General features: G+C 63.8%; 22 protein-coding genes. 9 read left to right on the forward strand and 13 right to left on the reverse strand.

Going from position 1 to position 24,939, the window contains the following annotated elements; all coding sequences use genetic code 11:
* Window positions 1-14: 14 nt before the first annotated feature.
* The 3 genes from JQ553_RS10005 (at window position 15) to JQ553_RS10015 (ending at window position 1,952) form a co-directional block, all read left to right on the forward strand.
* A complete protein-coding gene (locus JQ553_RS10005; RefSeq protein ID WP_212499778.1) occupies window positions 15-389 on the forward strand; it encodes a Crp/Fnr family transcriptional regulator in 375 nt (124 codons plus the stop codon).
* Window positions 386-1,195 (forward strand): MBL fold metallo-hydrolase, encoded by an 810-nt coding sequence (locus JQ553_RS10010; protein ID WP_212499779.1) that lies wholly within the window; start codon window positions 386-388, stop codon window positions 1,193-1,195. Before JQ553_RS10005 ends, JQ553_RS10010 begins: the two co-directional genes overlap by 4 nt.
* Before the next feature lie 142 nt (window positions 1,196-1,337).
* Window positions 1,338-1,952 (forward strand): glutathione S-transferase family protein, encoded by a 615-nt coding sequence (locus tag JQ553_RS10015; protein WP_212499780.1) that lies wholly within the window; start codon window positions 1,338-1,340, stop codon window positions 1,950-1,952.
* A 114-nt stretch (window positions 1,953-2,066) separates the two neighbouring features.
* Here JQ553_RS10015 and JQ553_RS10020 read toward each other — a convergent pair whose 3' ends face one another.
* The 7 genes from JQ553_RS10020 to JQ553_RS10050 form a co-directional block, all read right to left on the reverse strand.
* Window positions 2,067-2,564 (reverse strand): TPM domain-containing protein, encoded by a 498-nt coding sequence (locus JQ553_RS10020; protein WP_212499781.1) that lies wholly within the window; start codon window positions 2,562-2,564, stop codon window positions 2,067-2,069.
* Between the two features lie 18 nt (window positions 2,565-2,582).
* The gene (locus JQ553_RS10025) at window positions 2,583-3,482 is read right to left on the reverse strand and encodes a YgcG family protein (RefSeq protein ID WP_212499782.1); all 900 of its coding nucleotides are present in this window, start codon (window positions 3,480-3,482) and stop codon (window positions 2,583-2,585) included.
* Window positions 3,483-3,503: 21 nt separating this feature from the next.
* Window positions 3,504-4,112: a LemA family protein gene (locus JQ553_RS10030; protein ID WP_212499783.1), complete on the reverse strand. Its 609-nt coding sequence runs from the start codon at window positions 4,110-4,112 to the stop codon at window positions 3,504-3,506.
* 129 nt (window positions 4,113-4,241) lie between these two features.
* Window positions 4,242-6,569: a xanthine dehydrogenase family protein molybdopterin-binding subunit gene (locus tag JQ553_RS10035; protein ID WP_212499784.1), complete on the reverse strand. Its 2,328-nt coding sequence runs from the start codon at window positions 6,567-6,569 to the stop codon at window positions 4,242-4,244.
* A gap of 115 nt (window positions 6,570-6,684) precedes the next feature.
* Complete coding sequence (locus JQ553_RS10040) at window positions 6,685-7,560, reverse strand: dihydrodipicolinate synthase family protein (protein WP_212499785.1); 876 nt, start codon at window positions 7,558-7,560, stop codon at window positions 6,685-6,687.
* 8 nt (window positions 7,561-7,568) lie between these two features.
* A complete protein-coding gene (pgm, locus tag JQ553_RS10045) occupies window positions 7,569-9,209 on the reverse strand; it encodes a phosphoglucomutase (alpha-D-glucose-1,6-bisphosphate-dependent) (protein WP_212499786.1) in 1,641 nt (546 codons plus the stop codon).
* Window positions 9,210-9,335: 126 nt separating this feature from the next.
* Complete coding sequence (locus JQ553_RS10050) at window positions 9,336-10,988, reverse strand: acetolactate synthase large subunit (RefSeq protein ID WP_212499787.1); 1,653 nt, start codon at window positions 10,986-10,988, stop codon at window positions 9,336-9,338.
* Between the two features lie 342 nt (window positions 10,989-11,330).
* On the opposite strand from JQ553_RS10050, the gene JQ553_RS10055 reads away from it, so the two are divergent.
* The 5 genes from JQ553_RS10055 to JQ553_RS10075 all read left to right on the forward strand — a co-directional run bounded on the left by JQ553_RS10055 (window position 11,331) and on the right by JQ553_RS10075 (window position 16,814).
* Entirely contained in the window at window positions 11,331-12,332 is a 1,002-nt protein-coding gene (locus JQ553_RS10055) for a family 16 glycosylhydrolase (RefSeq protein WP_249144140.1), read from the forward strand.
* Window positions 12,322-13,791: a GH1 family beta-glucosidase gene (locus JQ553_RS10060; RefSeq protein WP_212499789.1), complete on the forward strand. Its 1,470-nt coding sequence runs from the start codon at window positions 12,322-12,324 to the stop codon at window positions 13,789-13,791. Before JQ553_RS10055 ends, JQ553_RS10060 begins: the two co-directional genes overlap by 11 nt.
* A 163-nt stretch (window positions 13,792-13,954) precedes the next feature.
* Window positions 13,955-14,821: a S1C family serine protease gene (locus JQ553_RS10065; protein WP_212499790.1), complete on the forward strand. Its 867-nt coding sequence runs from the start codon at window positions 13,955-13,957 to the stop codon at window positions 14,819-14,821.
* Window positions 14,818-15,195, forward strand: a complete 378-nt coding sequence (locus JQ553_RS10070) for a response regulator transcription factor (RefSeq protein ID WP_212499791.1) — start codon at window positions 14,818-14,820, stop codon at window positions 15,193-15,195. Before JQ553_RS10065 ends, JQ553_RS10070 begins: the two co-directional genes overlap by 4 nt.
* A gap of 203 nt (window positions 15,196-15,398) precedes the next feature.
* Complete coding sequence (locus JQ553_RS10075; RefSeq protein WP_212499792.1) at window positions 15,399-16,814, forward strand: alpha/beta fold hydrolase; 1,416 nt, start codon at window positions 15,399-15,401, stop codon at window positions 16,812-16,814.
* A gap of 36 nt (window positions 16,815-16,850) precedes the next feature.
* Here the strand turns inward: JQ553_RS10075 and JQ553_RS10080 are convergent, their stop codons facing one another.
* The 6 genes from JQ553_RS10080 to JQ553_RS10110 all read right to left on the reverse strand — a co-directional run bounded on the left by JQ553_RS10080 (window position 16,851) and on the right by JQ553_RS10110 (window position 24,522).
* Entirely contained in the window at window positions 16,851-17,828 is a 978-nt protein-coding gene (locus JQ553_RS10080) for an ABC transporter substrate-binding protein (RefSeq protein WP_212499793.1), read from the reverse strand.
* Between the two features lie 138 nt (window positions 17,829-17,966).
* The gene (locus JQ553_RS10085; protein WP_212499794.1) at window positions 17,967-18,965 is read right to left on the reverse strand and encodes an ABC transporter substrate-binding protein; all 999 of its coding nucleotides are present in this window, start codon (window positions 18,963-18,965) and stop codon (window positions 17,967-17,969) included.
* A gap of 170 nt (window positions 18,966-19,135) precedes the next feature.
* Window positions 19,136-20,509, reverse strand: a complete 1,374-nt coding sequence (locus JQ553_RS10090) for an ATP-binding protein (protein WP_312015117.1) — start codon at window positions 20,507-20,509, stop codon at window positions 19,136-19,138.
* The gene (locus JQ553_RS10100) at window positions 20,496-21,188 is read right to left on the reverse strand and encodes a response regulator transcription factor (protein ID WP_212500349.1); all 693 of its coding nucleotides are present in this window, start codon (window positions 21,186-21,188) and stop codon (window positions 20,496-20,498) included. The genes JQ553_RS10090 and JQ553_RS10100 overlap by 14 nt, the downstream gene beginning before the upstream one ends.
* Window positions 21,189-21,300: 112 nt before the next feature.
* Window positions 21,301-21,942 (reverse strand): hypothetical protein, encoded by a 642-nt coding sequence (locus JQ553_RS10105; RefSeq protein ID WP_212499795.1) that lies wholly within the window; start codon window positions 21,940-21,942, stop codon window positions 21,301-21,303.
* A 246-nt stretch (window positions 21,943-22,188) separates the two neighbouring features.
* On the reverse strand, window positions 22,189-24,522 hold the full coding sequence (locus JQ553_RS10110) for a Tex family protein (RefSeq protein WP_212499796.1): 2,334 nt from the start codon (window positions 24,520-24,522) through the stop codon (window positions 22,189-22,191).
* Between the two features lie 55 nt (window positions 24,523-24,577).
* Between JQ553_RS10110 and JQ553_RS10115 the strand changes: the two genes are divergently transcribed.
* A complete protein-coding gene (locus JQ553_RS10115; protein ID WP_212499797.1) occupies window positions 24,578-24,916 on the forward strand; it encodes a hypothetical protein in 339 nt (112 codons plus the stop codon).
* Window positions 24,917-24,939: the final 23 nt, after the last annotated feature.

Raw genomic sequence — 24,939 nt, forward strand, 5'->3', positions numbered from 1 at the left:
AAGGCAGCGCAACCATGGCCATCGAAAAATGCATCAACGAATTTGATGTCGATGACGTCATTTTTGAGGAAGGCTCGACCGGGCGCGAGCTTTTCGTCGTGCTCGAGGGCAAGGTCGACATCGCCAAGATCAGTGCCGGGGACAAGGTCGTGATCGTCACTCTCGGCAAGGGCGAATTCTTCGGCGAGATGGCGGTCATCGACGGTTCCTCGCGATCCGCCACTGCTATCGCCGCGGCGCCGCGGACGCGAGTGATGCGGATCAATCACGCCCGCTTCGTTTACCTTGTCAGCCAGCAACCGGCGTTTGCACTGATGATCATGGACGCGCTCTCGAAGCGGCTGCGCGCTTCCAACGCCCTCAACTACCGGACTGCGGGCAACTCATGAGTGACCGGCGGCCAAGCCCCTTCAAGATCCTGCACGACAGCGATATGGCCACGCTGATCCAGGCGGCGGACGACGTCTACCAGATCCGCTTCAAGAACCGCGCGGCAAACGCCTATCTCGTCCGCGGCAGCAAGCGAACCATCCTGATCGACGTCGGGCTGTCGACCAACTATCCGCATCTGCTCACTTGCCTCGCCCATGTCGGGGTGACGTCAGACATGATCGACATGGTGGTGCTGAGCCACGAGCATCTCGACCATATCGGCGCCGCCTATCATTTCCACGGCCGCGCCTATATCGCAGCGCACCGGCTCGCCGCCAACAAGATCATGCTGCGCGACGACTTCTCGATGTTGCGCAAGATGTTCAACGAGCCGAACGAGCCTATCGACATCGATCTCTGGCTCGAGGAAGGCAACCTGATCGACCTCGGCAACTTCCGCCTCAACGTCATGTACACGCCAGGCCACACCTCGGCGTGCATCTCGCTGTTCGACCAGGACAAGGGCCTCCTGTTCGCCTCCGACACGCTGATGCCGGGCGGCGTGATGGGTGGCGTGTTCGGCTCCGGCAGCATCGCCGACTACATCCAGTCGCTGGAACGGCTGAAGGGACTGGACTCGAAGATCCTGCTCTCCGGCCACGGCCGGTTGTCCGACACGCCGCAGGAGGATGTCCGGATCGCGATCCAGCGCTCGCACGCACTGCTCGAGGACACCGCGCAATTGTTCGACGCGCTCGATGCGCGCGCAAACTTCGAACCGATCATGCAGTCGGTACGGGACCTCAACAAGCTCGACAACTGATGCCCGCGTGTGACGGCGCGGCTTATTCCCAGGCGCTGCCCGACTCTGCGTGAGCAACAATCGGCGGCCCGCCATTTGACAAATCCTCTCACGCCCTGTTCAACAGCGGCAACTACAACACTGAAAGCAGGGAGCGAGGACTATGAAGCTCTACGATTCGATCGGGCCGAACCCGCGCATCGTCCGCATGTTCATGGCGGAGAAGGGCATCGAGATGCCCAAGCAGACTGTCGATCTGCGCGGCGGCGAGAACCGGCAGGAGGCGCATCTCAAGCGCAACCCGCACGGCCAGATGCCGACGCTCGAGCTCGACGACGGCAGCTATCTCTCCGAAATCACTGCGATCTGCGAATATCTCGAGGAAAAGAAGCCCTCGCCCGCGATGATCGGCGCGACGCCGGAAGAGCGTGCCGAATGCCGGATGTGGACGCGCCGTCTCGATCTCAACATCGCCGAGCCGCTCGCCAATGGCTACCGCTTCGGCGAGGCGCTGAAGTTCTTCGAGAAGCGCATCCCGTGCGCGCCCGACGCCTCGCCCGGGCTGAAAATGATCGCCGCCAACCGCATCAAATGGCTCAACGACCAGATGGCAGACGGCCGCGAATTTATCTGCGGCAAGCGCTTCACCCTCGCCGACATCCTGCTCTATTGCTGGATCGATTTCGGCAATAAGGTCGGCCAGCCGCTCGACCAATCGAACGGGAACATCGTCGCGTGGTTTAACCGCGTCGGCGAGCGGCCGTCGGCGACGGCGTAGGCTCGCGCTCCGTTATTGCAAAGAGCGGCGGCGACGAGGCCAATCTGTCGCTGTCGTCAGGGTGCGCGCCTTCGCGCGGCCCGTTGGCTGGCATGGCTCTGGAAAGTTGGTTGCCTACATCACCACCGGCTTGTCCGGCAGCTCGTTCGGGCCGCCGGCTCTATGCGGGAAGTGTTTTGCGAGCTCCCGCGACACGGCCTCAATCCCCTTGATCACGCCATGCTCGAAGCGGCCGACCCCGAAGTCGGCCTCCATCTCGCGGCAGATCGCTTCCCAGCCTTCGTGACCGACCTTCGCGTTGATGCCGCGGTCGGCGACGATCTCGACGTCGCGGTCGGCGAGCAGGAGATAGATCAGGACGCCGTTGTTGTGCGCGGTGTCCCAGATACGCAGATGCGAGAATACATCGAGCGCCCGCTCGCGCGCCGGCTGATTGCGAAACAAAGGCGTGCCGTCGAGCGCGCCCTCGACGACGAAGCGAACCTGGCCGGAATGGGTGGTCTCACCCTCCCGGATCGCCCGCTCGATCGCATCGAGCACGCGCGGCGGAAAATCGCGCCGCACCCGCCAGCGGTGTGCGACCAGATGCCTGCCGATGCGCCTGATGCTCATGTGCATTGAGCCCTTTACCTACCAGCTTCCCGAGGCGCCGCCGCCGCCGAAACTGCCGCCCCCGCCGCTGAAACCGCCGCTGTCGCCCGAGCTCGAGCCGCCGCTCCAGCCACCGCCTCCAGACCAGCCGCCGGGATAGCCGCCGCCGCGCCGGTAGGGTCCCGAACCGACGACCGGCCCGCCAAAATTCAATCCGCCGAATATCATCGCCGCGACAAAGGCAAGCAGGCCGAGCGCGATGGCTGTGACGATCGAACCCGCCGCCATCCAGGCAAAGACGCCGACAATGCCGCCGGTTGCGGCCGAACCGAGCAGCCGTCCGAGGATCGCACGAAGGAAGCCTGCCACCACGATAATTGCAAAGATGACGACCGGATTGGCGAAATCGATCAGATCGGGCGCCTGCCAATGTTCCGGCTCCGACGCCGGCAATTTCTCGCCGTCGATCACGCGGATCATCTTGTCGACGCCGGCCGACACGCCGCCGGCGAAATCGCCGGCCTTGAATTTCGGCGTGATGTCCTCGTCGATGATACGGTGGGTGACGGCGTCGCTAAGGGCGCCCTCGAGGCCGTAGCCGACCTCGACGCGCAGATGGCGGTCGTTCTTGGCAATGACGAGCAGCGCGCCGTCGTCGATCTTCCGGCGTCCGATCTTCCAGGCCTCGGCAACACGAAGCGAAAACTGCTCGATGGTCTCCTCGCCCGTAGTCGGCACGATCAGCACCGCGACCTGGCTGCCCTTGTGTGTCTCCAGATCCTTCAGTCTCTCGGTCAGCGCCGCGATATCGCCCGACGACAGCGTCCCGGTCTGGTCGACGACCCGGCCGGTGAGCGGCGGCACGACGACGACTTCGGCCAGCGCCGGACACACCCAGCCCAGCAGAAAGGCAAACAGGATGACACGCGCGACGGCCATCGGAGTCGGGTCGCGACGCCGCTACTTCGACGGTGCCGGCGTCGGGTTGAAATCGACTTTGGGCGCGGTCGAAATCTCCTTCTCGTTTTCGACCGAGAAGTTCGGCTTCTCCTTGTAGCCGAACACCATCGCAGTCAGATTGTTCGGGAAGGTGCGGATGCCGACGTTATAGTCCTGCACTGCCTTGATGTAGCGGTTTCGCGCCACAGTGATGCGGTTCTCGGTTCCTTCGAGCTGCGCCGCCAGGTCCCGGAATAGCGCGTCCGATTTGAGCTGTGGGTAGTTCTCGGTCACGACCAGAAGCCTCGACAGCGCACTGGTGAGTTCGCCCTGCGCCTGTGTGAACTTCTGGAACGCGGCCGGATCGTTCAGCACCTCTGGTGTCGCCTGGATGCTGCCGACCTCGGCGCGCGCATTGGTGACGCCGAGCAGCACGTCCTTTTCCTGCTGCGCAAAGCCCTTCACCGAGTTGACGAGGTTCGGTACGAGATCGGCCCGCCTCTGGTACTGATTCACCACCTCCGACCAACCCGACTTGACCTGTTCATCATTGGTCTGAATCGTGTTGTAGCCGCAATTGGTCAGGCTCAATGTCGCCAGCGCCGCCAGCACGGTCCAAAGCTTGCGCATGAAAAGTCCTCCCGGTGAAATTCTCCGACAGCGTATCAGATCGTTTCCGCCGGGTAATCCCGCTTTGTCAGTCATTCCGGGATGGTGCGTCAGCACCTGCCCCCCGGAATGGCTTGTCGAGCAACGATGCTAGACGGACGCGGCCTCCGCATCGCGAATCGCCTGCCAGATCTTGGACGGCGTCAGCGGTGTATTGAGCTCGACGACGCCGAGTTCGCTCAATGCATCCATCACGCCGTTGGTGATGCAGGGTGGGCCGCCGATCGCGCCGGATTCTCCGCAGCCCTTTGAGCCCAGCGGATTGGTCCTGCAGGGTGCGGAGTCGTCGAGCGTCACGACGATCGGCGGAATGTCGTCGGCGCGCGGCACGCAATAGTCCTGGTAGCTTGCGGTGAGCAGCTGGCCGTCGTCGCTGTAGGTCACGCCCTCATAGAGCGCCTGGCCGATACCCTGAGCGACGCCGCCATGGATCTGGCCCGTCACCAGCATCGGATTGACGGCGACGCCGACGTCGTCGACCGTGGTGTAGCGCACCACCCGCGCGACGCCGGTCTCGGGATCGATCTCGACCTCGCAGATGTGGGTGCCGTTCGGCCAGCTCGGCCCGTCGACCTCGCCCTCGCTCTCGACGGAGAGCCTGGCGCCATTTTCCTTTTTCGCGATCTCGAACAGGCTGATGCGCTTGTCAGTGCCGACCACGGTAAGAAAGCCGTCGCGGTATTCAATATCCTCGACCGAAGTTTCCAGAAGGTGTGACGCCTTCTCGCGCGCCTTGCCGATCATATCGCCGGCGGAAACCGCGACGGCGGTGCCGCCGACGAACAGCGAGCGCGAACCGACGCTGCCGAACCCGGTGGCGAGATCGGTGTCGCCCTGCACCACGTCGATCCTGTCCATGGAAATGCCGAGCGTATCCGACACCATCTGCGTGTAGGTCGTCTGCAGGCCCTGGCCCATCGCCATGGTGCCTGAATGCAGGATGATGCGGCCCTCGGCGGTGGCGTGCAGCGAAACCTTCTCGGTGTGGGCGCGGCCGCCGGTCCATTCGATGTAGCTCGTCAGGCCGCGGCCGTAGAGCAGCCCCTTCTTCTTCGCCGCCTTCTTGCGGGCCGCAAAGCCGTTCCAATCGGCGAGATCGGAGGCACGCTCCAGCATGTGAGCGAAGGCGCCGCTATCGTACACCTGGCCGACCGCGTTGGTGTAGGGCAATTGCGCCGGCTTGACGTAGTTCACCTTGCGGATGGTGCGCGGATCCATGCCGATCTTGCGCGCGGCGGCGTCGAACAGACGCTCGACGATGAAGACCGCCTCGGGCCGGCCCGCGCCGCGATAGGCGCCGACCGGTGCGGTGTGCGTCATCACCGACTTCACCTCGAAATGCACCAGCGGCAGGTCGTAGACGCCAGTCTGCACGAACGGGCCGAGCACCAGGGGGATTATGTTGCCCGCACCCGACGAGTAGGCACCGGTGCCGCCGATCGAGCGCACGCGATAGGCCAACACACGGCCCTTGGCGTCCAGCGCGAACTCGCCGGTCGAGGTAAGATCACGCCCGTGGGTGCCGCCGACGAACTCGTCGGTCCGGTCGCCGCGCCATCGGACTTTCTTCGCGAGCTTCGTCGCCGCATAGGCGACGATGCCGTCCTCGGGATAGAGGTTGGTCTTCTGGCCAAAGCCTCCGCCAATATCGCCGACCAGCACGCGGACGCTGTCCTTTGGACGCTTAAGCACGGCTTCGGCCAGAACGTCACGGGTCGAGCCAGGCGTTTGCGACTGCACATGCAGGATCAGACGGCCGGTCTTCTTTTCTATCTCGGCGATTGTCGAGCGCGGCTCCATCGCCGATGGTACCAGGCGCTGGCTGACCAGGTCGAGCGAGACAGTGTGAGCGGCCGTGGCAAAAGCCTCCTCGACCTTGGCCGCATCGCCGTAGCTCATGGCGGCCACGATGTTGTCGGGCGCCTCCGGCCACACCACGGGCGCGCCGGGCTGGATGGCCTCGACCGGATCGACGACCGAGGGCAATACCTCATAATCGACCTCGATTGCTTCCGCCGCTGTCTGCGCCAGAACGCGCGAGGTCGCGACCACGGCCGCGACAGCCTCGCCGGCGTAACGCACCACGTCATGCGCGAGCAGGCGTCGCGGCGGCACCGTCATCGGCTTGCCATCCGGCCGCTTGAAGATCGCGAGCGTCGGCAGCGAGCCAATGTCGTCCTTGACGAGATCCGCACCCGTATACACGGCCTCGACGCCGGACATATCCAGCGCCACCTTCGGATCGATCGACTTGATCCTGGCGTGGGCGTGCGGGGAGCGCAGCACGTGCAGCCAGAGTGCGCCATCCTCCGGCTTGTCGTCGATGAACCGCCCCTTCCCGGTGAGCAGTCGCTGGTCTTCCAAACGCTTGACTGGCTGTCCCGCACCAAAACGCATATTGCCGGGAAGAATGTTCATCAGTTGGTCCTTCGAACTCGTAAGATTTTCGCGGGGGTTTTAGCGGATTTTCGGGACGAGACAACACGCGCCGGAACGACGGGCTATCGCGCGTTGGGCAGTTCGCAAGGCTGTTTCAGCTGAGGCCTCGCATCGCCGCCTCGACGATCTTGCGCTGCTCGGCCGATAGCGGCGCCTGCGGCGGCACGGGGTCGCCGACGTCATAGCCCTGGATCTCGAGCCCCGCCTTGATGCAGGCCGCGAGATTGAAACGGGCAAACGCCTCGTTGATACGCCAGAGCTTGCGCTGCAGGACCATCGCCTCGTCCCACCGGGCACGGCGGCAGAGGTTGTAGAGTTCGACGCTTTGCCTTGGAATGATGCAGGCCGGACCCGCCATCCAGCCATGGCCGCCGATCAGCATCACGGCTGCGGGAATATGGGCGGAGGCCGAGAATATCTTGATGCCGTCGCCGCAGCGATTGATGATCGACAACAGCCGCCCGGTATTGGTCGAGGCATCCTTGATGTAGCCGATACGCGGATGCGCGGCGAGGCGTTCGATGACGACGAGCGACAGGTCCGAACGCTGGAAATTCGGATTGGTATAGATGACGACGGGAACATCGACCGCATCCGCGATGGCGCGGAAATAGGATTCGACCTGCGCGTCACCAACCGGAAAATACGCCTCCATGATCGCGAGGATGCCGGCCGCGCCGCGCTTCTGGTAGGCCCTGGCCTGCGCCACCGCATCCGCCGTCGACGTCGAGGCGACGCCCGCGACGACAGGCACGCGGCCTTGCGCGGCCTCGATCGTCGCCTGAACCACGGTCGCGCGCTGTGCATTGTTGAGATAGGCGAACTCACCGGTCGAACCGAGCGGCGTCAACCCATGCACGCCGGCCTTGATCAGATCGTCACAGAGCCGGCCCAACACCTCGGTGCGAACATGGCCGGCGGGATCGACCGGAGATACGAGATACGGAAAGACGCCGTGGAAGTCAGCCATGGTCGGGGTCAAAATACCTTCGCGATCGCGGCCTGGGCCTCGCCCTGTATCTGCTTGAGATGATCCGGCCCACGAAAACTTTCTGCGTAGATCTTGTAGACGTCCTCGGTGCCGGACGGGCGCGCGGCGAACCAGCCCGACTCCGTTTCGACCTTGATGCCGCCAAACGACTGGTCGTTGCCCGGCGCCTTGGTCCTGACCGCGCGCACGGGATCGCCGCCGAGCTGCTTGATCTCGAGCTGCTCCGGCCCGAGCGCTTTCAGCGCACTCTTCTGTTGCGGCGTCGCCGCAACATCGGTGCGCTCGTAGAAGGGCACGCCGAGTTCGTCCGTCAGCTCCGAGAACAACTCGCTCGGATCGCGTCCGGTTCTGGCGATCATTTCCGCCGCCAGGAGACCGAGGATGATGCCGTCCTTGTCAGTGGTCCAGACAGAGCCGTCGCGCTTGAGGAAGGAGGCACCGGCGCTCTCCTCACCGGCAAACCCAAACGCCCCGCTGCCCAATCCCTCGACGAACCATTTGAAGCCGACTGGCGTCTCGACCAGCTTGCGGTTCAGCTTCTTGGCGACCCGATCGATGATCGAGCTTGAGACGATGGTCTTGCCGATCGCGGCGTCCCTGCTCCATTGCGGCCGGTGCGCAAACAGATAGGCGATCGCAGCGGCGAGGAAGTGGTTCGGGTTCATCAGCCCGTTCGAGCGCGTCACGATGCCGTGGCGGTCGGCGTCGGTGTCGTTGGCAAAGGCGATGTCGAACCGGTCGCGCATCTCGATCAGGCGCGCCATCGCAAAGGGCGACGAGCAGTCCATTCGGATCTTGCCATCCCAATCCGCCGTCATGAAACGGAACGTCGGATCGACCGCGTCGTTGACGACGGTTGCCTTGATGCCGTAGCGCGAGATGATCGGCTGCCAGTAATGCACCGCGGCGCCGCCGAGCGGATCGATGCCAATGTTGATGCCGGCGGACTTGATCAACGCGAGATCGACTGAATTGCCGAGATCGGCGATGTAAGGCGTCATGTAATCGTGCAGATGCGTCGTCGCGGCCTTCCGCGCGCGCTCGTAGGACATCCGCGCGACACCCTTGAGTCCGGCCTCGATGTAGCGATTGGCGTTCTTCTCGACGACTGAGGTGACGTCGGTATCGGCCGGGCCGCCATGCGGCGGATTGTATTTGTAACCGCCATCCTCCGGCGGATTGTGCGACGGCGTGATGACGACACCGTCGGCGAGGCCCGTGCTGCGACCCTTGTTGTAGCTCAGGATCGCGTGCGAGACGACCGGCGTCGGCGTGTAGCCGCCCTGCGCGTCGATCATGATCTCGACGCCGTTGGCCGCGAACACTTCCACGGCGCTCGCGAGCGCGGGCTCGGCCAGGGCATGCGTGTCGACGCCAATGTAGAGCGGTCCGTTCAGACGCGCCTCTCGGCGATAGTCGCAGATCGCCTGCGTGGTCGCGAGAATGTGGTCCTCGTTGAAGGAATTTCGCAGCGACGAGCCGCGATGGCCCGAGGTGCCGAACGCAACGCGTTGGGTTGGATCGGAAGCGTCGACCTTGCCTGCAAAATAGGCGGTGACGAGCCGCGGCACGTTGGCGAGCGAGGCGGGGTCAACGGGTTTGCCGGCGGCGGGATTTGGTGCAGTCACTTGGCCTCTCAAATAAGGGAATGCCGGTTCGATATGTGAATGAGTGATGCAATCGGGTGCTAGCATGTCCGGGCGGTCCGCAGCAAGCCAACGCGCTCCGCGCAGCGCGGCCCGCCGCCTTGGCCATCATGACGGATCGATCTGCTGGAGCTTTTCGCGAAGCTCCTCGACCAGCACCCGCTTGTTCTCGGAATAATCGACCGGAACCACGACGAGATGGACGCCGCCGCCCGCGAAAGCGCGCTCGAGCGTCGGGACGATCGCCTCCGTGCTCCCGATCCGCGATCCCTTGGCGCCGTAGCTTTCGGCGTATTTGACAAAGTCCGGATTGCCGAAGGTGAGGCCGAAGTCCGGAAAGTGGTCGACGGCCTGTTTCCAGCGGATCATGCCGTAGGCGAAATCCTCCAGAATCAGAATCACGAGGTTGAGCTTGAGACGAACGGCGGTTTCCAGTTCCTGGGAATTCATCATGAAGCCACCGTCGCCGCACACCGCCAGCACCCGGCCCTTCGGATAAAGCATCGCCGCCATCATCGCCGACGGCAGGCCGGCGCCCATGGTCGCGAGCGCGTTGTCGAGCAACAGCGAATTTGCCAACAGGGTGCGGTAGTTGCGCGCGAACCAGATCTTGTACATGCCGTTGTCGAGCGCGACGACGCCATCCTCCGGAATGACCTGCCGCACATCGTGCACGATGCGCTGCGGGGTCGGCGGCCAGCGGCCCTCGGTCGCGCGATCCGTGATCTTCGCAAGGATGCCTTCCCGCAAGCGCAGCAATGCGCTGGCGTGGGGAAGCTTTCCGGCCACGCGGTCCGCCAGCAGTTTCAGGCTCGGGCCAACATCGCCGATCACCTCACATTGCGGAAAGTAGACCTGTTCGACATTCGCCGGCGTGTAGCTGACGTGAATTACCTGCGGGCCCTTTCGGCCCATGATGAAAGGCGGCTTCTCGATGGTGTCATGACCGATCGCGATGATGAGATCGGCGCGGTCGATCGCCTCGTGCACGTAGTCACGCTCGCTCAGCGCAGCCGTCCCCATGTACAGATTGGTTCCACCGGACACCGTGCCCTTGCCCATCTGGGTGGTGAAGAACGGAATCTGCGTGCGGCGAACGAAGTCGCCGATCCCCGCCGTGCTGCGCGGACGCGACGCCGCTGCCCCAAGCATAATCAGCGGACGCTGCGCCGTCAGGATCATGTCGGCGGCGCGATCGAGCGCCGCGCTGTGCGCCACCGGAATTTCGATCGGATGCGGCGGCACCAGCTGTGCGAGCTCCGCCTCCTCGCCCGCAATGTCTTCCGGCAGTTCCAACAGCACCGGACCAGGTCGCTCCTGCGTCGCGATCCGGAAGGCGTCCCGCACCAGCGTCGGAATGGTCGCCGTGCTGACGATCTGCAGCGACAGCTTGGTCAGCGGGCGGAAGGTCGAGACGATATCAACGATTTGAAACTTGGCCTGACGGCTGCTCATGATGCCCTTCTGTCCGGTGAGCATCACCATCGGCATCGCGCCGAGCAGCGCGTAACCGGCGCCTGTCGCGAGATTGAGCGCGCCGGGCCCAAGCGTGGTCATGCACACACCGGGCTTTCCGGTCAGACGGCCATAGGTCGCGGCCATGAAGGCCGCAGACTGTTCGTGGCGGGTGACGATCAGCTTGATCGACGACGTGCGCAGGCTCTCGACGACATCGAGGTTCTCTTCCCCGGGAACACCGAAAACCCGCTCCACGCCCTCGTTCTCGAGGGCAGCAACCAGCAAATCGGATCCCTTGACCATTTTGAGCCTCGCACATTCGACAGGATGCGGCCGGGCAAGCATAGCGGCATCACGCCCGCACGGGGAGTCCCTCAGGTCTCTATTGCTCGCGCGGCTCGATCCGGGCATCGACTGCGGACAGCGCGCCTTTGAAATCCGCGGGAACGCGATGGATCCTAGTGCGGTGCGGCTCAACCGAGGCACCACGGTTCGTCGAGGGGAGAAAGTGCCATGCCCAAACCGGCAAGTGCACGATCTCGCGATCATTGCGGGAGACGGGTTACGTGCGTGTTGCCCGATAGCTAAATCAAAGGCTAGTTTAAGTTCCTGCCTATTGCCCTCATGCAAATTGATGACCGCCGAATGACTAAAAAATATCTAGTCGCGATCGCCTTTGCTGCTGTGCTGACGCCGGCCCTGGCGGCCGATGATTCCGAGGATGCACCTTTAGAACTGACCTTGCCCGTCACGACCGACCCCTCGACGATTCACTGCCGCCGCATCGAGATGCCGGCGCCGCCGTCGCTGTCCTTCCTGCCCATGCACCGGACCTTCCACGACGATTTCGACGAGCATCCGCTGTCGAGCGGACGATGGGTGCCCCATTACGCCGGCGGCGCCTCCTGGCCCGAGGCGCGCTATTGGGGCGGCGACGGGTCCGACTTCAAGCGGAAGACCAGCGCCAATGGCGAGCAGCAGATCTATGTCGATCCGCGCTATGCCGGACGCGGATCGGCACCGCTCGGGCTCAACCCGTTCAAGATCGCCAAGGGCGTGCTGTCCATCGTGGCAAGCCGCACGCCGTCGGAACTGAAAGCGGTGCTGTTCAACAACGAATACACCTCCGGCATCCTGACCACCCAGGGCACCTTCTCGCAGAAATACGGTTATTTCGAAATCCGCGCCAAGATCCCGATCGGCACCGGCGTTTGGCCGGCGTTCTGGCTCCTGGCCGATGACGGCGGCTGGCCGCCCGAGATCGACGCCATGGAAGGGCGCGGACAGCGTCCCGGCGATCTCGTGATGACGACGCACTGGCGGATCCCTGCGACCGGCCGCATCGAATCCTGCGGATTCGACTTCGCGGTCCCGGGCGCCGAGGCCGATTTCCATAACTACGGCGTGTTGTGGCAGCCGGACCGCCTGATCTATTTCATCGACCGCAAACCGGTGGCCGATATCAAGGTGCCGGTTGGCTACGACGATCCCATGTACATGATCGTGAACCTTGCGATGGGCTCGAAATTCTTCGGCGGTGTCGGCTTCGTCGATACAGAGTCGCCGGTCACTGTCTCGTTCGAGATTGACCGCATCTCCGTCTACCAGATCGGCATGAACCCGCCGGGAGCCCGCAATGATCGGTAAGTTCTCGCGTCGGCAGTTTGCCAAACTGGCCGGCCTCTCCACCCTCGGCCTGTCGACACCCGTCGGAGCCGCGGAGAGCGGGCCTGCACCAACCGGCGACCGTCACGCCGCGGCGAGTTTCCCCGCAGGCTTCATCTGGGGCACGGCGACGTCCTCGTACCAGATCGAGGGTGCCGTCACCGAGGACGGCCGCGGCCGCTCGATCTGGGACACCTTCAGCCACACGCCAGGCAAGATCGGTGACGGCAGCAACGGCGACCGCGCCAACGACCACTACCACCGCTACAAGGAAGACGTGCGCCTCATCAAGGACCTCGGCGTCAAGGCCTATCGCTTTTCCATCGCATGGCCGCGGGTATTTCCCGATGGCGCCGGCGCGCCGAATCCGAAGGGCCTCGACTTCTACAACCGTCTGGTTGACGAACTGCTGGCGAACGGCATCGAGCCCTACGCCACGCTCTATCACTGGGATCTGCCGCAGGCCTTGCAGGACCGCGTCGGGGGCTGGCGGTCCAGCGACACGTCGAAGGCCTTCGCGGATTATGCGGGCTATGTCGCGGAACGCCTGACCGACCGCGTCACGAATATCTTCACGCTGAACGAGGTCGGACGTTTCCTCAGCTTCGGCTATGGCCTCGGCATCGATGCGCCGGGCCTGACGCTGCCGCAGGCGGAGGTGAATCAGGCACGCCACCACGTCGCGCTGGGACATGGTCTCGCCGTGCAGGCGATCCGCGCAAGGGGACGCGCCGGGACGCGAGTCGGGCCGGCCGAGAACATCACCGCCTGCGTGCCCGCGATCAACACGCCGGAAAACATCCGCGCGACCGAGATCGCGACGCGCGAATTCAACTCGGGCTTCCTCGGCGTGGTCATGGAGGGCAAGTACACCGAAGGCTTCCTGGCTTATTCCGGCGCGACCGCGCCCAAATTCACCGCGGAAGAGCTCAAGATCATCTCTCAGCCCAATGATTTCGTCGGCCTGAACATCTACGCGCCGCAATTCTACATCGTCGCCACCGACCACGCGCCGGGCTGGAAACCGCTGCCGATGCCTGCCTCGTTTCCGCACATGAGTTCGGAATGGCTGTGGATCGCCCCCGAGGTGATCTATTGGGCGCCGCGGATCGCGGCGAAGCTTTGGAATATCGACACCATGTACATCAGCGAGAACGGGACGTCTTCGGAAGACAAGCTAAGACCCGACGGCCAGGTCTACGACCTCGATCGCATCATGTTCCTGCGCAACTATCTGACCCAGCTCCAGCGCGGCATTGCCGAAGGCGTGCCGGTCCGCGGCTACTTCCTGTGGAGCCTGATGGACAATTTCGAGTGGATCTTCGGTTACGAGAAACGCTTCGGCCTGTACCATGTGGACTTCGAGACCCAGACACGCGTGCCGAAGCTGAGCGCGGCGTTCTATCGCGACGTGATCGCACGCAACGCGATCGGCGTCTGAGGCCTGCGCATCGCCCACTCGGGCGGGCTGCGACGCGTTGCTGTGGCCTGTCCCGATCGCAGTCGGCTTCCGATCGGCATCGGCGGGCGCCGTCCTGCCCATCCGGCCAGTTTCAGGATACGCCGTAATGTTCCAGATTGAAGGAAGCCACGGGAGCTTCCCAATGACCGAACCGACTACACTCTCATCGTTGTCCTCAATGCTTTCGGCGGCGATCGCACGCGTTGCACCCGCAATCGTCTCCGTGCACTCGCATCGCCTGCGGGCGTCCGGCTTCGTCTGGAAGCCCGGCCTCATCGTCACCGCCGACGAGGCGCTGGCCGACGAGGGCGAGATCGAAATCCAATTCGCCGATGGCAGCACGCGACAAGCGCACATCGTCGGACGTGACCATACGACCGACATTGCTCTGCTGCGCTTTGACGGAAACATCGCCCCCGCCGGGCTGACGGCCACAATCCCTGCGCTGGGGTCGCTCTCGACCGTCGTTGCTGCGGATCGCGGCGCCCCGACCGCGTCGCTCGGCATGGTAGCGCTGTCCGGCCCAGCCTGGCGCAGCCTGCGCGGCGGTGAGATCGATGCCAGGATCGAGCTGGACGTCCGGCTGCGGCACAGCCAGCAAGGCGGACTCGCGCTGAATGCGTCGGGTGACGCCTTCGGCATGGCGGTGCTGGGTCCGCGCCGCGTGCTGACGATTCCTACGGCCACCATCGAGCGCGTGGCGCCGCAGCTCGAGAGCCGCGGCCGCATCGCGCGCGGATATCTTGGCCTCGGCCTGCAGCCGATCCGCCTCGACGACGGGATCGGCGCGATGGTGATGAACGTCGACAAAGGCGGCCCCTCGGCCACGGCCGGCATCCGGCAAGGCGACGTGATCGTCGCCATCGATGGTGAGAGACTGTCCGGCGTGCGGGCGCTGTCGCGAACACTCGGACCGCAGAGCGTCGGCTCGGTGGTCGACGTCACCGTCCGTCGCGGCGGCGAGCCGGTGCATTTCAAGGTCACGATCGGCGAGAGACCGGAGCCGTGAGCAAGGAGCCTGCGCCCGTTATCGTCGTCTCCCTGGAGATCGACGACCCCATCCTGGCGGACCGGCTGGCGACGCTGCTGGACGGCATCCCGGGGTTGCGCCTCGCAGCGCCTGGAGAGGCTGGCGCAGTCGCTCTCGTCGCTCGCGCACGCGACACCGCGGCGTTGTCCGGCGATAGCGAGCTGACGCCGCGCGAACTCGACGTGCTGGCGCTGCTCGCCGAGGGCGCATCGAACAAGATGATCGCTCGCGAGCTCGGCATCTCCGTTCATACCGTCAAGTTCCACGTCGGCTCCCTGCTCGACAAGCTCGATGCCACCGGCCGCACCGACGCGGTGGCGCATGCGGCGCGCCGGGGCGTGATCAATCTGTAGACTGTGCAGCATGCGCGAAGCGATCAATCGCGACATCAGCAGATGTATGGACTGCTTCGAGTCGGCGCGTGGCGAAGGGCTCCGCCGCTTCCACTACCCGGAAATGGCGATTTGCATTTCCCTCGATCCACCTGCACACTCGATCGATAGGCTCACGGAGCACCGGTTAAGGTCAACCCGGACCGGGCAAGGGGAATCGACCGATGCGACAACATGTCGAACGGCGTCTCGCAGCAATCCTTGCGGCCGACGTCGCGGGCTATAGCAGCCTGATGGCTGCTGACGAAGAAGGCACGCTCTCGTCCCTGAAAGCACATCGGAGCGCGATCAGCGATCCCAAAATCAGGGAACATCACGGACGCATTTTCAAGACGACCGGAGATGGACTCCTCGTCGAATTCCCGAGTGTCGTCGATGCGGTGAGATGCGCCCTGGCGATTCAGCGTGGGATGGCGGTGCGCAACGAAAGGACTAATCCCGATAAGCGCATCGAATTTCGAATCGGCATCAACATAGGTGACGTAATCGAGGATGCCGGCGACGTATTCGGCGACGGCGTGAATGTCGCTGCCCGGCTAGAAGGCATCGCGGCCCGCGGCGGCATCTGCATTTCCCGCCAGGTGCTCGACCTGATCGAGGGAAAGGTCAAGATTACCTGCCGAGAACTTGGCCGCCAGAACCTGAAGAATATCGCTCGGCCGATCGAAGTGTACGGCGTCGATGTCCAGGACGGCGGCTCACTGGCAGATCGCGTTCTGTCGAGATCCGACCTCAAGCAGGAGGTGCGATATTGCAGTGCGCCAGACGGCGTTCGGCTCGCCTATGCCAAGGTCGGTTCAGGGCCGCCGCTCGTGCGGTCGGCTCATTGGCTGGGTCATCTGGAGTACGACTGGGAACTGCCTATCGCCCGCTATCGCCTTCTCGACCTCGCCAAGGCCTTTACCCTGGTTCGCTACGATGCGCGGGGCAACGGTCTCTCTGACTGGGACGTTGGGGAGATCTCCTTCGATGCATGGGTCAGCGATATGGAGACCGTGGTCGATGCCGCCGGTCTTGATCGGTTTCCGCTGCTCGGCCTGTCACAGGGCTGCGCCGTGTCGATCGCCTACGCGGCAAAGCATCCGGATCGCGTATCGTGCCTGATCCTGTATGGCGGATTTGCCGTCGGGCACAACAGAAGGCCCAATATCACCGAAGCAGATCGCGAACGCTGGACGGCGATGAGGACGCTGATGAAATTGGGCTGGGGCTCGGATGATCCGACATTCCGCCAGATGTTCACGTCGCAGATGATGCCGACGGCAACGCGCGAGCAAGCCGACGCATTCAACGAGCTGCAACGGTTGAGCGCCTCTCCGGACTGCGCGGTGCGCTATCTTGAAACCGTAGGCGGGTTCGACGTCCGACATTTGCTGCCTCTGGTCAAGGCGCCGACACTTGTGATGCACGTCCGCGATGATATTCGAATTCCAATTACCCTGGGCCGCGAGATCGCCGCCGGAATCCCGAATGCCCGGTTTGTCGCACTACCGGGCAAGAACCACATCATGCTGGAGCAGGACCCCGGGGTGGCGCAGTCCTCCAGCGAGCTGAAGAGCTTTGTGGCCGCGTCGAGTTGACGATGCAGACTGCTTTTCGCAAGTCGAACGCAACCGTTACTCAATTATCTCGTCAGCACTTGCTAACAATGCTGGAGGGATTGAGAGGCCAAGGGTTTTTGCCGTCTTCAGATTCACAACAGTCTCGAACTTTGTGGGCTGCTGGATTGGCAGTTCGGACGGCTTTACGCCGTTCGCAATCCGATCAACGTAGGCGGCAAGCCGCCGGTATTGCTCAGACTGCAGGGGTCCGTAAGTGCATATTGCACCACTTCTAGCGAATAGGGACCATCCAGCCACGACCGGAACTTGCTGCTCCGCGGCAAAATCAAATATTGCTTTTCGATTTTGGACAGCAAAGCCGTCAGAGAAGATCGAGATCGCCTGCACCGGATCTGCCTTGATGCCGGCAAGTGCCTCTTCCAGTTTTGCGACAGAGGGCGTCGGACAGTAGCGGATCTCCATGCCGAGCCGCTGACCGGTTTGCTCGGAATTGGCACGTTCGAGATTGACCCCGTCATGCTCCGGGTTGGCGATGATTGCAACACGGCGCAACTCCGGAACGATATCGCGTAGGATTTCCAGCCGCTTGCCGTTCAGCTCCGCAGCCATCATGGTCACGCCCGTCATGTTGCCCCGCGGATGCGATAAGCCATCGGCGAAACCCGCTGCTGTGGGATCGCCGCTAAAGATGTAAACTATGGGAACAGGCAAGGACTGTTTTGCAACCTCCGATACGGCTGCGCCCTGCGCGACAATCAGTTCAACGCCGGATTTCACCAACTCTGCGGCAAGCTCGGGCACTCTCTGAAGTTGGTCATCTCCAAAACGATACTCTATGACGAGGTTCTGACCCTCAAGATAGCCGAGTTCGCCGAAACCCCGACGCAGAGCTGCTAGATAGGGCGCAAGGCTTACCTCTCGCTGGGCCGTCAGCCAACCGATTCTGATAGTCCTCTTGTCGATTTGCGCGATCACGTTCTGAGGCAGCATTGCCGCCGAGGCCACGAAGGCCAAAAAGGCGCGTCGGTCCATTTCACCCTCCCGTTCTGTAGTGATCGATCTTGGGCGCGAACTCGAGCGCCTGCTCCCTTAGGCTACAGCCAATCAATCGGACGAGACCATCAGCCTACTCGAGTGCCTTCCGGGCGACGGGGCAAAGCGGGCACTGAGCTATTCAATAACCTCGTCGGCGATGAGCTGGAAGTCGCGACCTATACTCAGCCCAAGCGCTTTGGCTGTTTTCAGGTTTATTACCAATTCGAATTTGGTCGGCTGCTGGATGGGCAACTCGGCCGGTTTTGCGCCTTTGAGAATTTTGTCCAGATAAATTGCCGTCGCGCGTGAGAGATCAGGCAGATTTACGCCGTAGGAAACCAGACCGCCCAACTCCACGCCTTCCCTCGCCGCATACATCGCCGGCAGGCGATTGTTCGCTGCAAAGGGTACGATGCGCGAGTATTGGCTGTAGAGCATTGGACTGGGAAACAGCATGAGACCGTCGGCCCGCTCCGCGGTCATCGAAGCGAAAGCGCCGTCCAGATCGGCCGGGCTGTTCGCCGGCACCAGTTGGAGCTTCGTTCCGAGGGATTGAGCGGCGCTGTCGATTTCCTTTATCATGCCTGCCATCGTGGTTTCGCCATACGCCCGGGGGTGCCACAACACGACAACTTGAGAAAGGCCCGGGACTATCTCCTTCAGCAACTGCAATCGTCTGGACACCAGCTTTGGGCCGAGAAAGGTGGTTCCTGTCACATTTCCTCCCGGCCGCGCCAGGCTTGAGGCAAGCCCATCCTCGATAGGATCGGCCATGCCTATGCCGACGATCGGTGTCGTCGAAGTCGCTTCTCTGGCCGCGCGGACGGGCGGTGTCGCTAAGGCGACAATGGCGTCGACCTGGTGTCCGACCAGGTCCCTCGCCAACTCACCGAGCCGGTTCACATCGCCATCTGCGAATTTGCGTTCAAACGCGATATTCTGCCCTTCAACATAACCGAGCTCGCGCAGCGCCGGTACGAACGCGTCGAGAGTGTTGAGGCTTGCGTCCGATATGTCGCCGCCGCCAAGCGAAAGGACACCAATCCGGTGACCTTTCGTCACCTGCTGTGCACGCGACGCGAGCGGCCAGGCAACCGTCACTCCCAAACCGGCAATTAAGTCTCGCCGCTTCATCGAGCACCCGACAGGCGTTGCAGGCGAGCTGATTTGATCACAGCAGCCGCCATTCGCCTAGAGCACGATCCGCAAAAGTGTGGAGCGGCCTTCCGGGAAGATCATGCTCTAGTGAAGGACGTCGCTCTGGCACTCACCTGTTCCTGAACGAGTGAGCGGTGGCGGACCCCTCAACCGACGGGCACGGGGAAGCAGAGCCTGAACAGCAGCCCCGGCGCATTGTCGCGCAACTCGATCCGCGCGCCGTGCAGTCTGGCGACGGCCGCAACCAGGCTGAGGCCGAGGCCGTTTCCCGGCGTGTAGCGGCTCTGCTCGAGCCGATAGAAGCGCTTGAAGACGCGGTCGTGCTGCTCGGCGGGAATGCCGGGGCCGTCATCGGCAACTGAGATCACCGCGCCGCCCTCGCCGCTATGGCAGGTCACGGTCACCCGGCCGCCGGCGCGGCCATGCTTGATGGCATTGTCGACCAGATTGGCGATCGCGTCGAACAGGAGGTCGCGGTCGCCGGTGACGCGTACCTCGCCCTCCCCGGAAAGAGCAAGCCGCGTCGAGTCCTGCTCGGCCGCGGCATCGTAGAGTTCGACCACCTCGCCCGCGATCTCGACGAGATTGACGGTGCGAAACGCATCCTTCCGAGCCCGCGTCTCGATTTCGGAAATCCGGGTGATGGATGCGAACATCCGCAGCACCGAGTCGAGATCGGCGATGGTGTCGCCGATCAGCGCCGCATCGCTCTCGCTGCTGCGCGGCGCATGATAGGCCTTCTCCAGCCGGCCGCGCATGCGGGTCAACGGCGTGCGCAGATCGTGCGCAACATTGTCGCTGGCCTGCTTCACCTCGCCCATCAGGGTCTCGATACGGTCAAGCATCTGGTTGAGGTTCTCGGCCACGCGATCCCACTCGTCATGGGTGCCACGGAGCGGGATGCGCTGGTCGAGTCCGGAAAGCATGAGGGCACGGCTGGTCGCATTGATGGACTCGATCCGGCCGACCGTTCGCCGCGTAACCCCAATGCTGGCGACGGCCGCCAGCACGAATATCAGTATGATGACCGCGACCGCGGCAGCCCTGATCTGCGCGGTAAAACTGTCGAGATCGCCGATGTCGCGGCCGACCAGAAGGCGGTCGCCGTTCGCAAATGTCTCGATCACCCCGCGCACGAGCGGTTCCGCCGGCGCGAGCGACGGCACCGGGGCGCGAAATTCGGTCCATCCCCTGTCTGCGGCGCCAGCCGGCCATTGCCTGAGGTTTCCGGCGAGCAGCGCGGATGTCGGCCCGGCAAGAGCGTAGACATGGCCGGCAAAGCTCTCATCGGTGATCCGGTGCCGGATCAGCTCGACCAGACCATCGCGTCCCGATCGGACGTAGGCCTCGCGCAGGCCCGCCTGCTCCGCCATGATCGCGCGATCGGACCGGGTGCGCACGTAGGAGGCGGTGGACCAGTAGACGTAGGCGAAGATCGCGGAGACGATCAGGCCGAAGGTGCCGATGGCGATCAACGCCAGCTTGAACGTCGATGACGTGAGGGTCTTAGCCAGGAGCACGGAGGCAGTACCCGATGCCACGGATCGTGTGGATCAGCGGATAGGCTTGCTGGTCGTCGACCTTGCGGCGCACGCGACCGACATAGACATCGATGATGTTCGTGGAAGGATCGAAGTGCAAATCCCACACGTGCTGCAACAGCATGGCGCGCGACACCACGCGGCCTTCGTTGCGCACGAGATATTCGAGTAGCTGGAACTCCTTCGGCAGCAGCGGAATTTTCCGGCCGCCGCGGCTCGCCGTCCGCGAGATCAGGTCGATCGCGAGATCGCCGACCCGCAGAATGGTTTCCTTGGCAATGGTTTCGCTGCGCCGGCCCAGCGCCTCCAGGCGCGCCAGCAATTCGACGAAGGAAAACGGCTTGACCAGATAGTCGTCGCCACCGGCGCGCAAGCCTCGCACCCGGTCGTCGACTTCGCCGAGCGCGCTGATGATCAGGAAGGGCACGAGGATGCCGTCCTCGCGCATCTGCTGCATGACCGTGATGCCATCGATATCGGGAAGCATGCGGTCGATCGTGATCACCGCATAGTCGCGCGCCGCACCCCGGTTCAGTGCCTCGCGGCCGCTCGCGGCCAGATCGACCTCGTAACCGCTGGTCGCGAGCTCATCGGCGAGCTGGCCCGCGGTCTCCGGATCGTCCTCGACTACGAGAATGCGGCGGTGACCTCCGGTCATCATCTTGAACTCTCCGAACGCCGCGCGACGGTCGCCACCAGACTATCCCAGTCCGGGGCAAGACGGAAATGCCCGGTGGCGACCGCGACAACGGTGCGGGTTGACGGCACGACTACCAGTAGTCCCCGCACACGTTGATCCACTGCAATCCGTAGGACGTCCATGCCCTGCGCCAGCAGCCGTCGTCGTAGTAGCCGTAATAGCCGGAGTACAGGAACGGGTCGCCGAAGAACGCGAAGCGACGGAAGCGGTGGTGGAAGAAGGGCCGGTTATGGGCGAAGCGCGCGCCGTGGAAGACGCGTGCGCCACGGAATCCGGCGCCGGCGAACCGCGGTGAGAATACCGCGCGGCTCGGTGCGCCCACGAAGCGCGGGCCTCCGAAGTGTGCGCTGCCGAAACGCGCACCGCCGCCCGCGGGAGCAAAGGCCATCGCGCCGCCGCGCATACCGCCCGCGAAACCACCGCCACGCATCCCGCCTGCGAAACCGCCGCCACGCATCCCGCCGCCGGCGAAGCCGGGCCCGCCGCCACTGAAGCCGCCGACATGTCCGCCTCCGCCGAAGCCGCCTCCATGCCCGCCGCCACCTCCGCCGAAGCCGCCGCCATGCCCGCCGCCGCCGCCACCGAAGCCGCCTCCGCCACCACCACCGAAGCCGCCTCCGCCACCCGGACCTCTGGCAAGGACCGGCGGGGCAAGCGCAACCGTTGCGGCGAGTGTCGCCGCCACGAGGCCCGTAAATAGTCTGTGTTTCATCGAACATCCTCCTCCGTTAACCGCGGCGAGCGCCGCATCGCCGCAGGAAGTTGAGGATCAGGAAACGCAAACCGGCAGCCGAGTTCAACTGACAAATGCGCCAGATTCTGACACCGAATTTAGTTAGTCAGGCTGAAGCGACGTCGCGCTTTAGGCCCCTGTTTGAGCACGATCTCCGCGCTTGTCGCGAGGCAAAAGCGCTTCACACTTTTCCGCATCATGCTCAAGCGTTTACGAATATGCGCCTCAGGTCTGCTTGCCGCGCCCGCTCTTCTCGGCCGCGCGACGCAGCGCTTCGGCGAGTGCACCGCCGCCAGACGGCTCGGCCGGCTTGCGCGCGGCCGGCATGCTGCTGGAGCTGCGCGAGCTGTCGCGCGCCGAGCCCGACACCTCTTTCTTGGACCCGGTCTCATCGTCGAGACGCAGCGTCAGCGCGATGCGCTTGCGCGCGACCTCGACATCGAGCACCTTCACCTTGACGATGTCACCCGGCTTCACCACCTCGCGCGGGTCCTTGATGAACGTCTTCGACATCGCCGAAATGTGCACGAGTCCGTCCTGGTGCACACCGATGTCGACAAAGGCGCCGAACGCCGCAACATTGGTCACGGTGCCCTCGAGGATCATGCCCTTCCTGAGATCCTTGACCTCCTCGACGCCCTCCTTGAACACTGCGGCCTTGAACGCCGGGCGCGGATCACGGCCGGGCTTCTCCAGCTCGCGCAGGATGTCGGTAACGGTCGGCAGGCCGAACGTGTCGTCCACGAAGACCTGCGGCTTCAACCCGCGTACCACCTCGGCATTGCCGATCAGCGCCTTGATGTCGCTCTTGGTCGCTTCGAGGATGCGCCGCACCACGGGATAGGCTTCCGGATGCACGCCGGACATATCCAAGGGATCCTCACCGTTGCTGATACGCAGGAAGCCGGCGCATTGCTCGAACGCCTTCGGCCCGAGCCGAGGCACATCCTTCAGCGCCTTGCGCGACTTGAACGGGCCGTTGGCGTCGCGATGCTGCACGATGCTCTGCGCGAGCCCCTGCCCGATGCCGGACACCCGCGCGAGCAGCGGAACCGACGCGGTGTTGGCATCGACGCCAACCGCGTTGACGCAATCCTCGACCACGGCATCGAGCGAGCGCGCGAGCTTCGCCTCGCCGAGATCGTGCTGATACTGGCCAACCCCGATCGCCTTCGGATCGATCTTCACGAGCTCGGCCAGCGGGTCCTGCAGGCGACGCGCGATCGACACCGCGCCGCGCATGGTGACGTCGAGATCGGGCAATTCATCCGACGCAAAGGCCGACGCCGAATAGACCGACGCGCCGGCCTCGGAGACGACGATCTTCGTCATCTTCTGCTCCGGCAGCCGCTTCACGAGTTCGGCCGCGAGCTTGTCGGTTTCGCGCGAGGCGGTTCCGTTGCCGATCGCGATCAGCTCGACGCGGTGTTCGATTGCGAGCTTGCCGAGCATGGCGAGCGCTTCGTCCCAGCGCCGCTGCGGCTCATGCGGAAAGACCGCCGTCGTCCCCAGCACCTTGCCGGTCGCATCGACCACGGCGACCTTCACGCCTGTCCGATAACCGGGATCGAGCCCCATCGTGGCGCGCGCGCCGGCCGGCGCCGCGAGCAGGAGGTCGCGCAGGTTCGAGGCGAACACGCGCACCGCCTCGGTCTCCGCGGCGGTCCACAGCCGCATGCGCAGGTCGATGTTGAGATGGATCTGGATTTTGGTGCGCCAGGCCCAGCGCACCGTCTCCATCAGCCACTTGTCGCCCTTGCGTCCCTGGTCGGAGACGGCGAAGCGATTCATGATCCTCAGCTCATACGCGCCGGGGACGCCGGCAACAGGGTCTTGTGCCTCCGGCTTGATCGCGAGGTCGAGGATTTCCTCCTTCTCGCCGCGGAACAGGGCCAGGATGCGGTGCGAGGGAAGCTTCGGCAGCGGCTCGCTGAAATCGAAATAGTCCTTGAACTTCTCGCCCTCGGTCTTCTTGCCCTTGCGGACGGTCGAGACCATCACGCCATTCGACCACATCAGCTCGCGCAGCGCGCCGATCAGATCGGCATCCTCGGCGAAGCGTTCGACCAGGATCGCGCGGGCGCCTTCGAGCGCAGCGGCGACATCGGCGACCTGCTTCTCGACGTCGACGAACGGCGCAGCTGCAATGCCCGGATCGCTCTGCGGATCGCGCAGCAGCATGTCGGCGAGCGGCTCCAGCCCCGCCTCCCGGGCGATCTCCGCCTTGGTGCGCCGCTTCGGCTTGAAAGGCAGATAGATGTCCTCGAGCCGCCCCTTGCTGTCGGCGGCCATGATCGAGGCTTCCAGCGCGGCGTCGAGCTTGCCCTGCTCGCGAATCGAATTGAGCACCGCGGTGCGGCGCTCCTCGAGCTCGCGCAAATAGGTCAGCCGCTCCTCCAGCGTGCGCAGTTGTGCATCATCGAGCGCGCCGGTCAGCTCCTTGCGGTAGCGCGCGATGAACGGCACCGTCGCACCGCCGTCGAGCAGTGTCACCGCCGCCTCGACCTGCTCCTCGCGAACACCCAGTTCCTGCGCAATCTGCTGATGAATTCTTGCCACGCCCGTCTCTCTGAAAAGTCACGCCGCCGAACCTCCGGCCGCCGGGAGGCCGCTTATGGACCATCATAGAATGATTCATCAAGGCGCGCTGTGGATCAAATTGGGCGTCCCGCGGGCGCCATGTCTTGACAAACAGGTGGGCGCTGCACTGATCCGGCTGGAACAGCAGGCGGGACAATGCGGCCACGAGATTGCTCAGCATTTCAGGAGGTCGACGACCGGCGCGTCGATCGCGGCGACACAGGGAAAAGACCCTTTTTCTCCCTGTGGTTACGACAATATGGGGGCTCTAGTTGCGCAACGATCGAACAACGGGACCGAAAGCGCAACGCACTATCATATTTGTCGGGAAAATGATGAAAGCGTCGAAGTATCTGCCCCTGACGGGTCATGAGATCCGGTTGCGCCGACCCGGCG

This window comes from Bradyrhizobium lablabi, from assembly GCF_018131005.1.
Taxonomy (GTDB): domain Bacteria; phylum Pseudomonadota; class Alphaproteobacteria; order Rhizobiales; family Xanthobacteraceae; genus Bradyrhizobium; species Bradyrhizobium lablabi_D.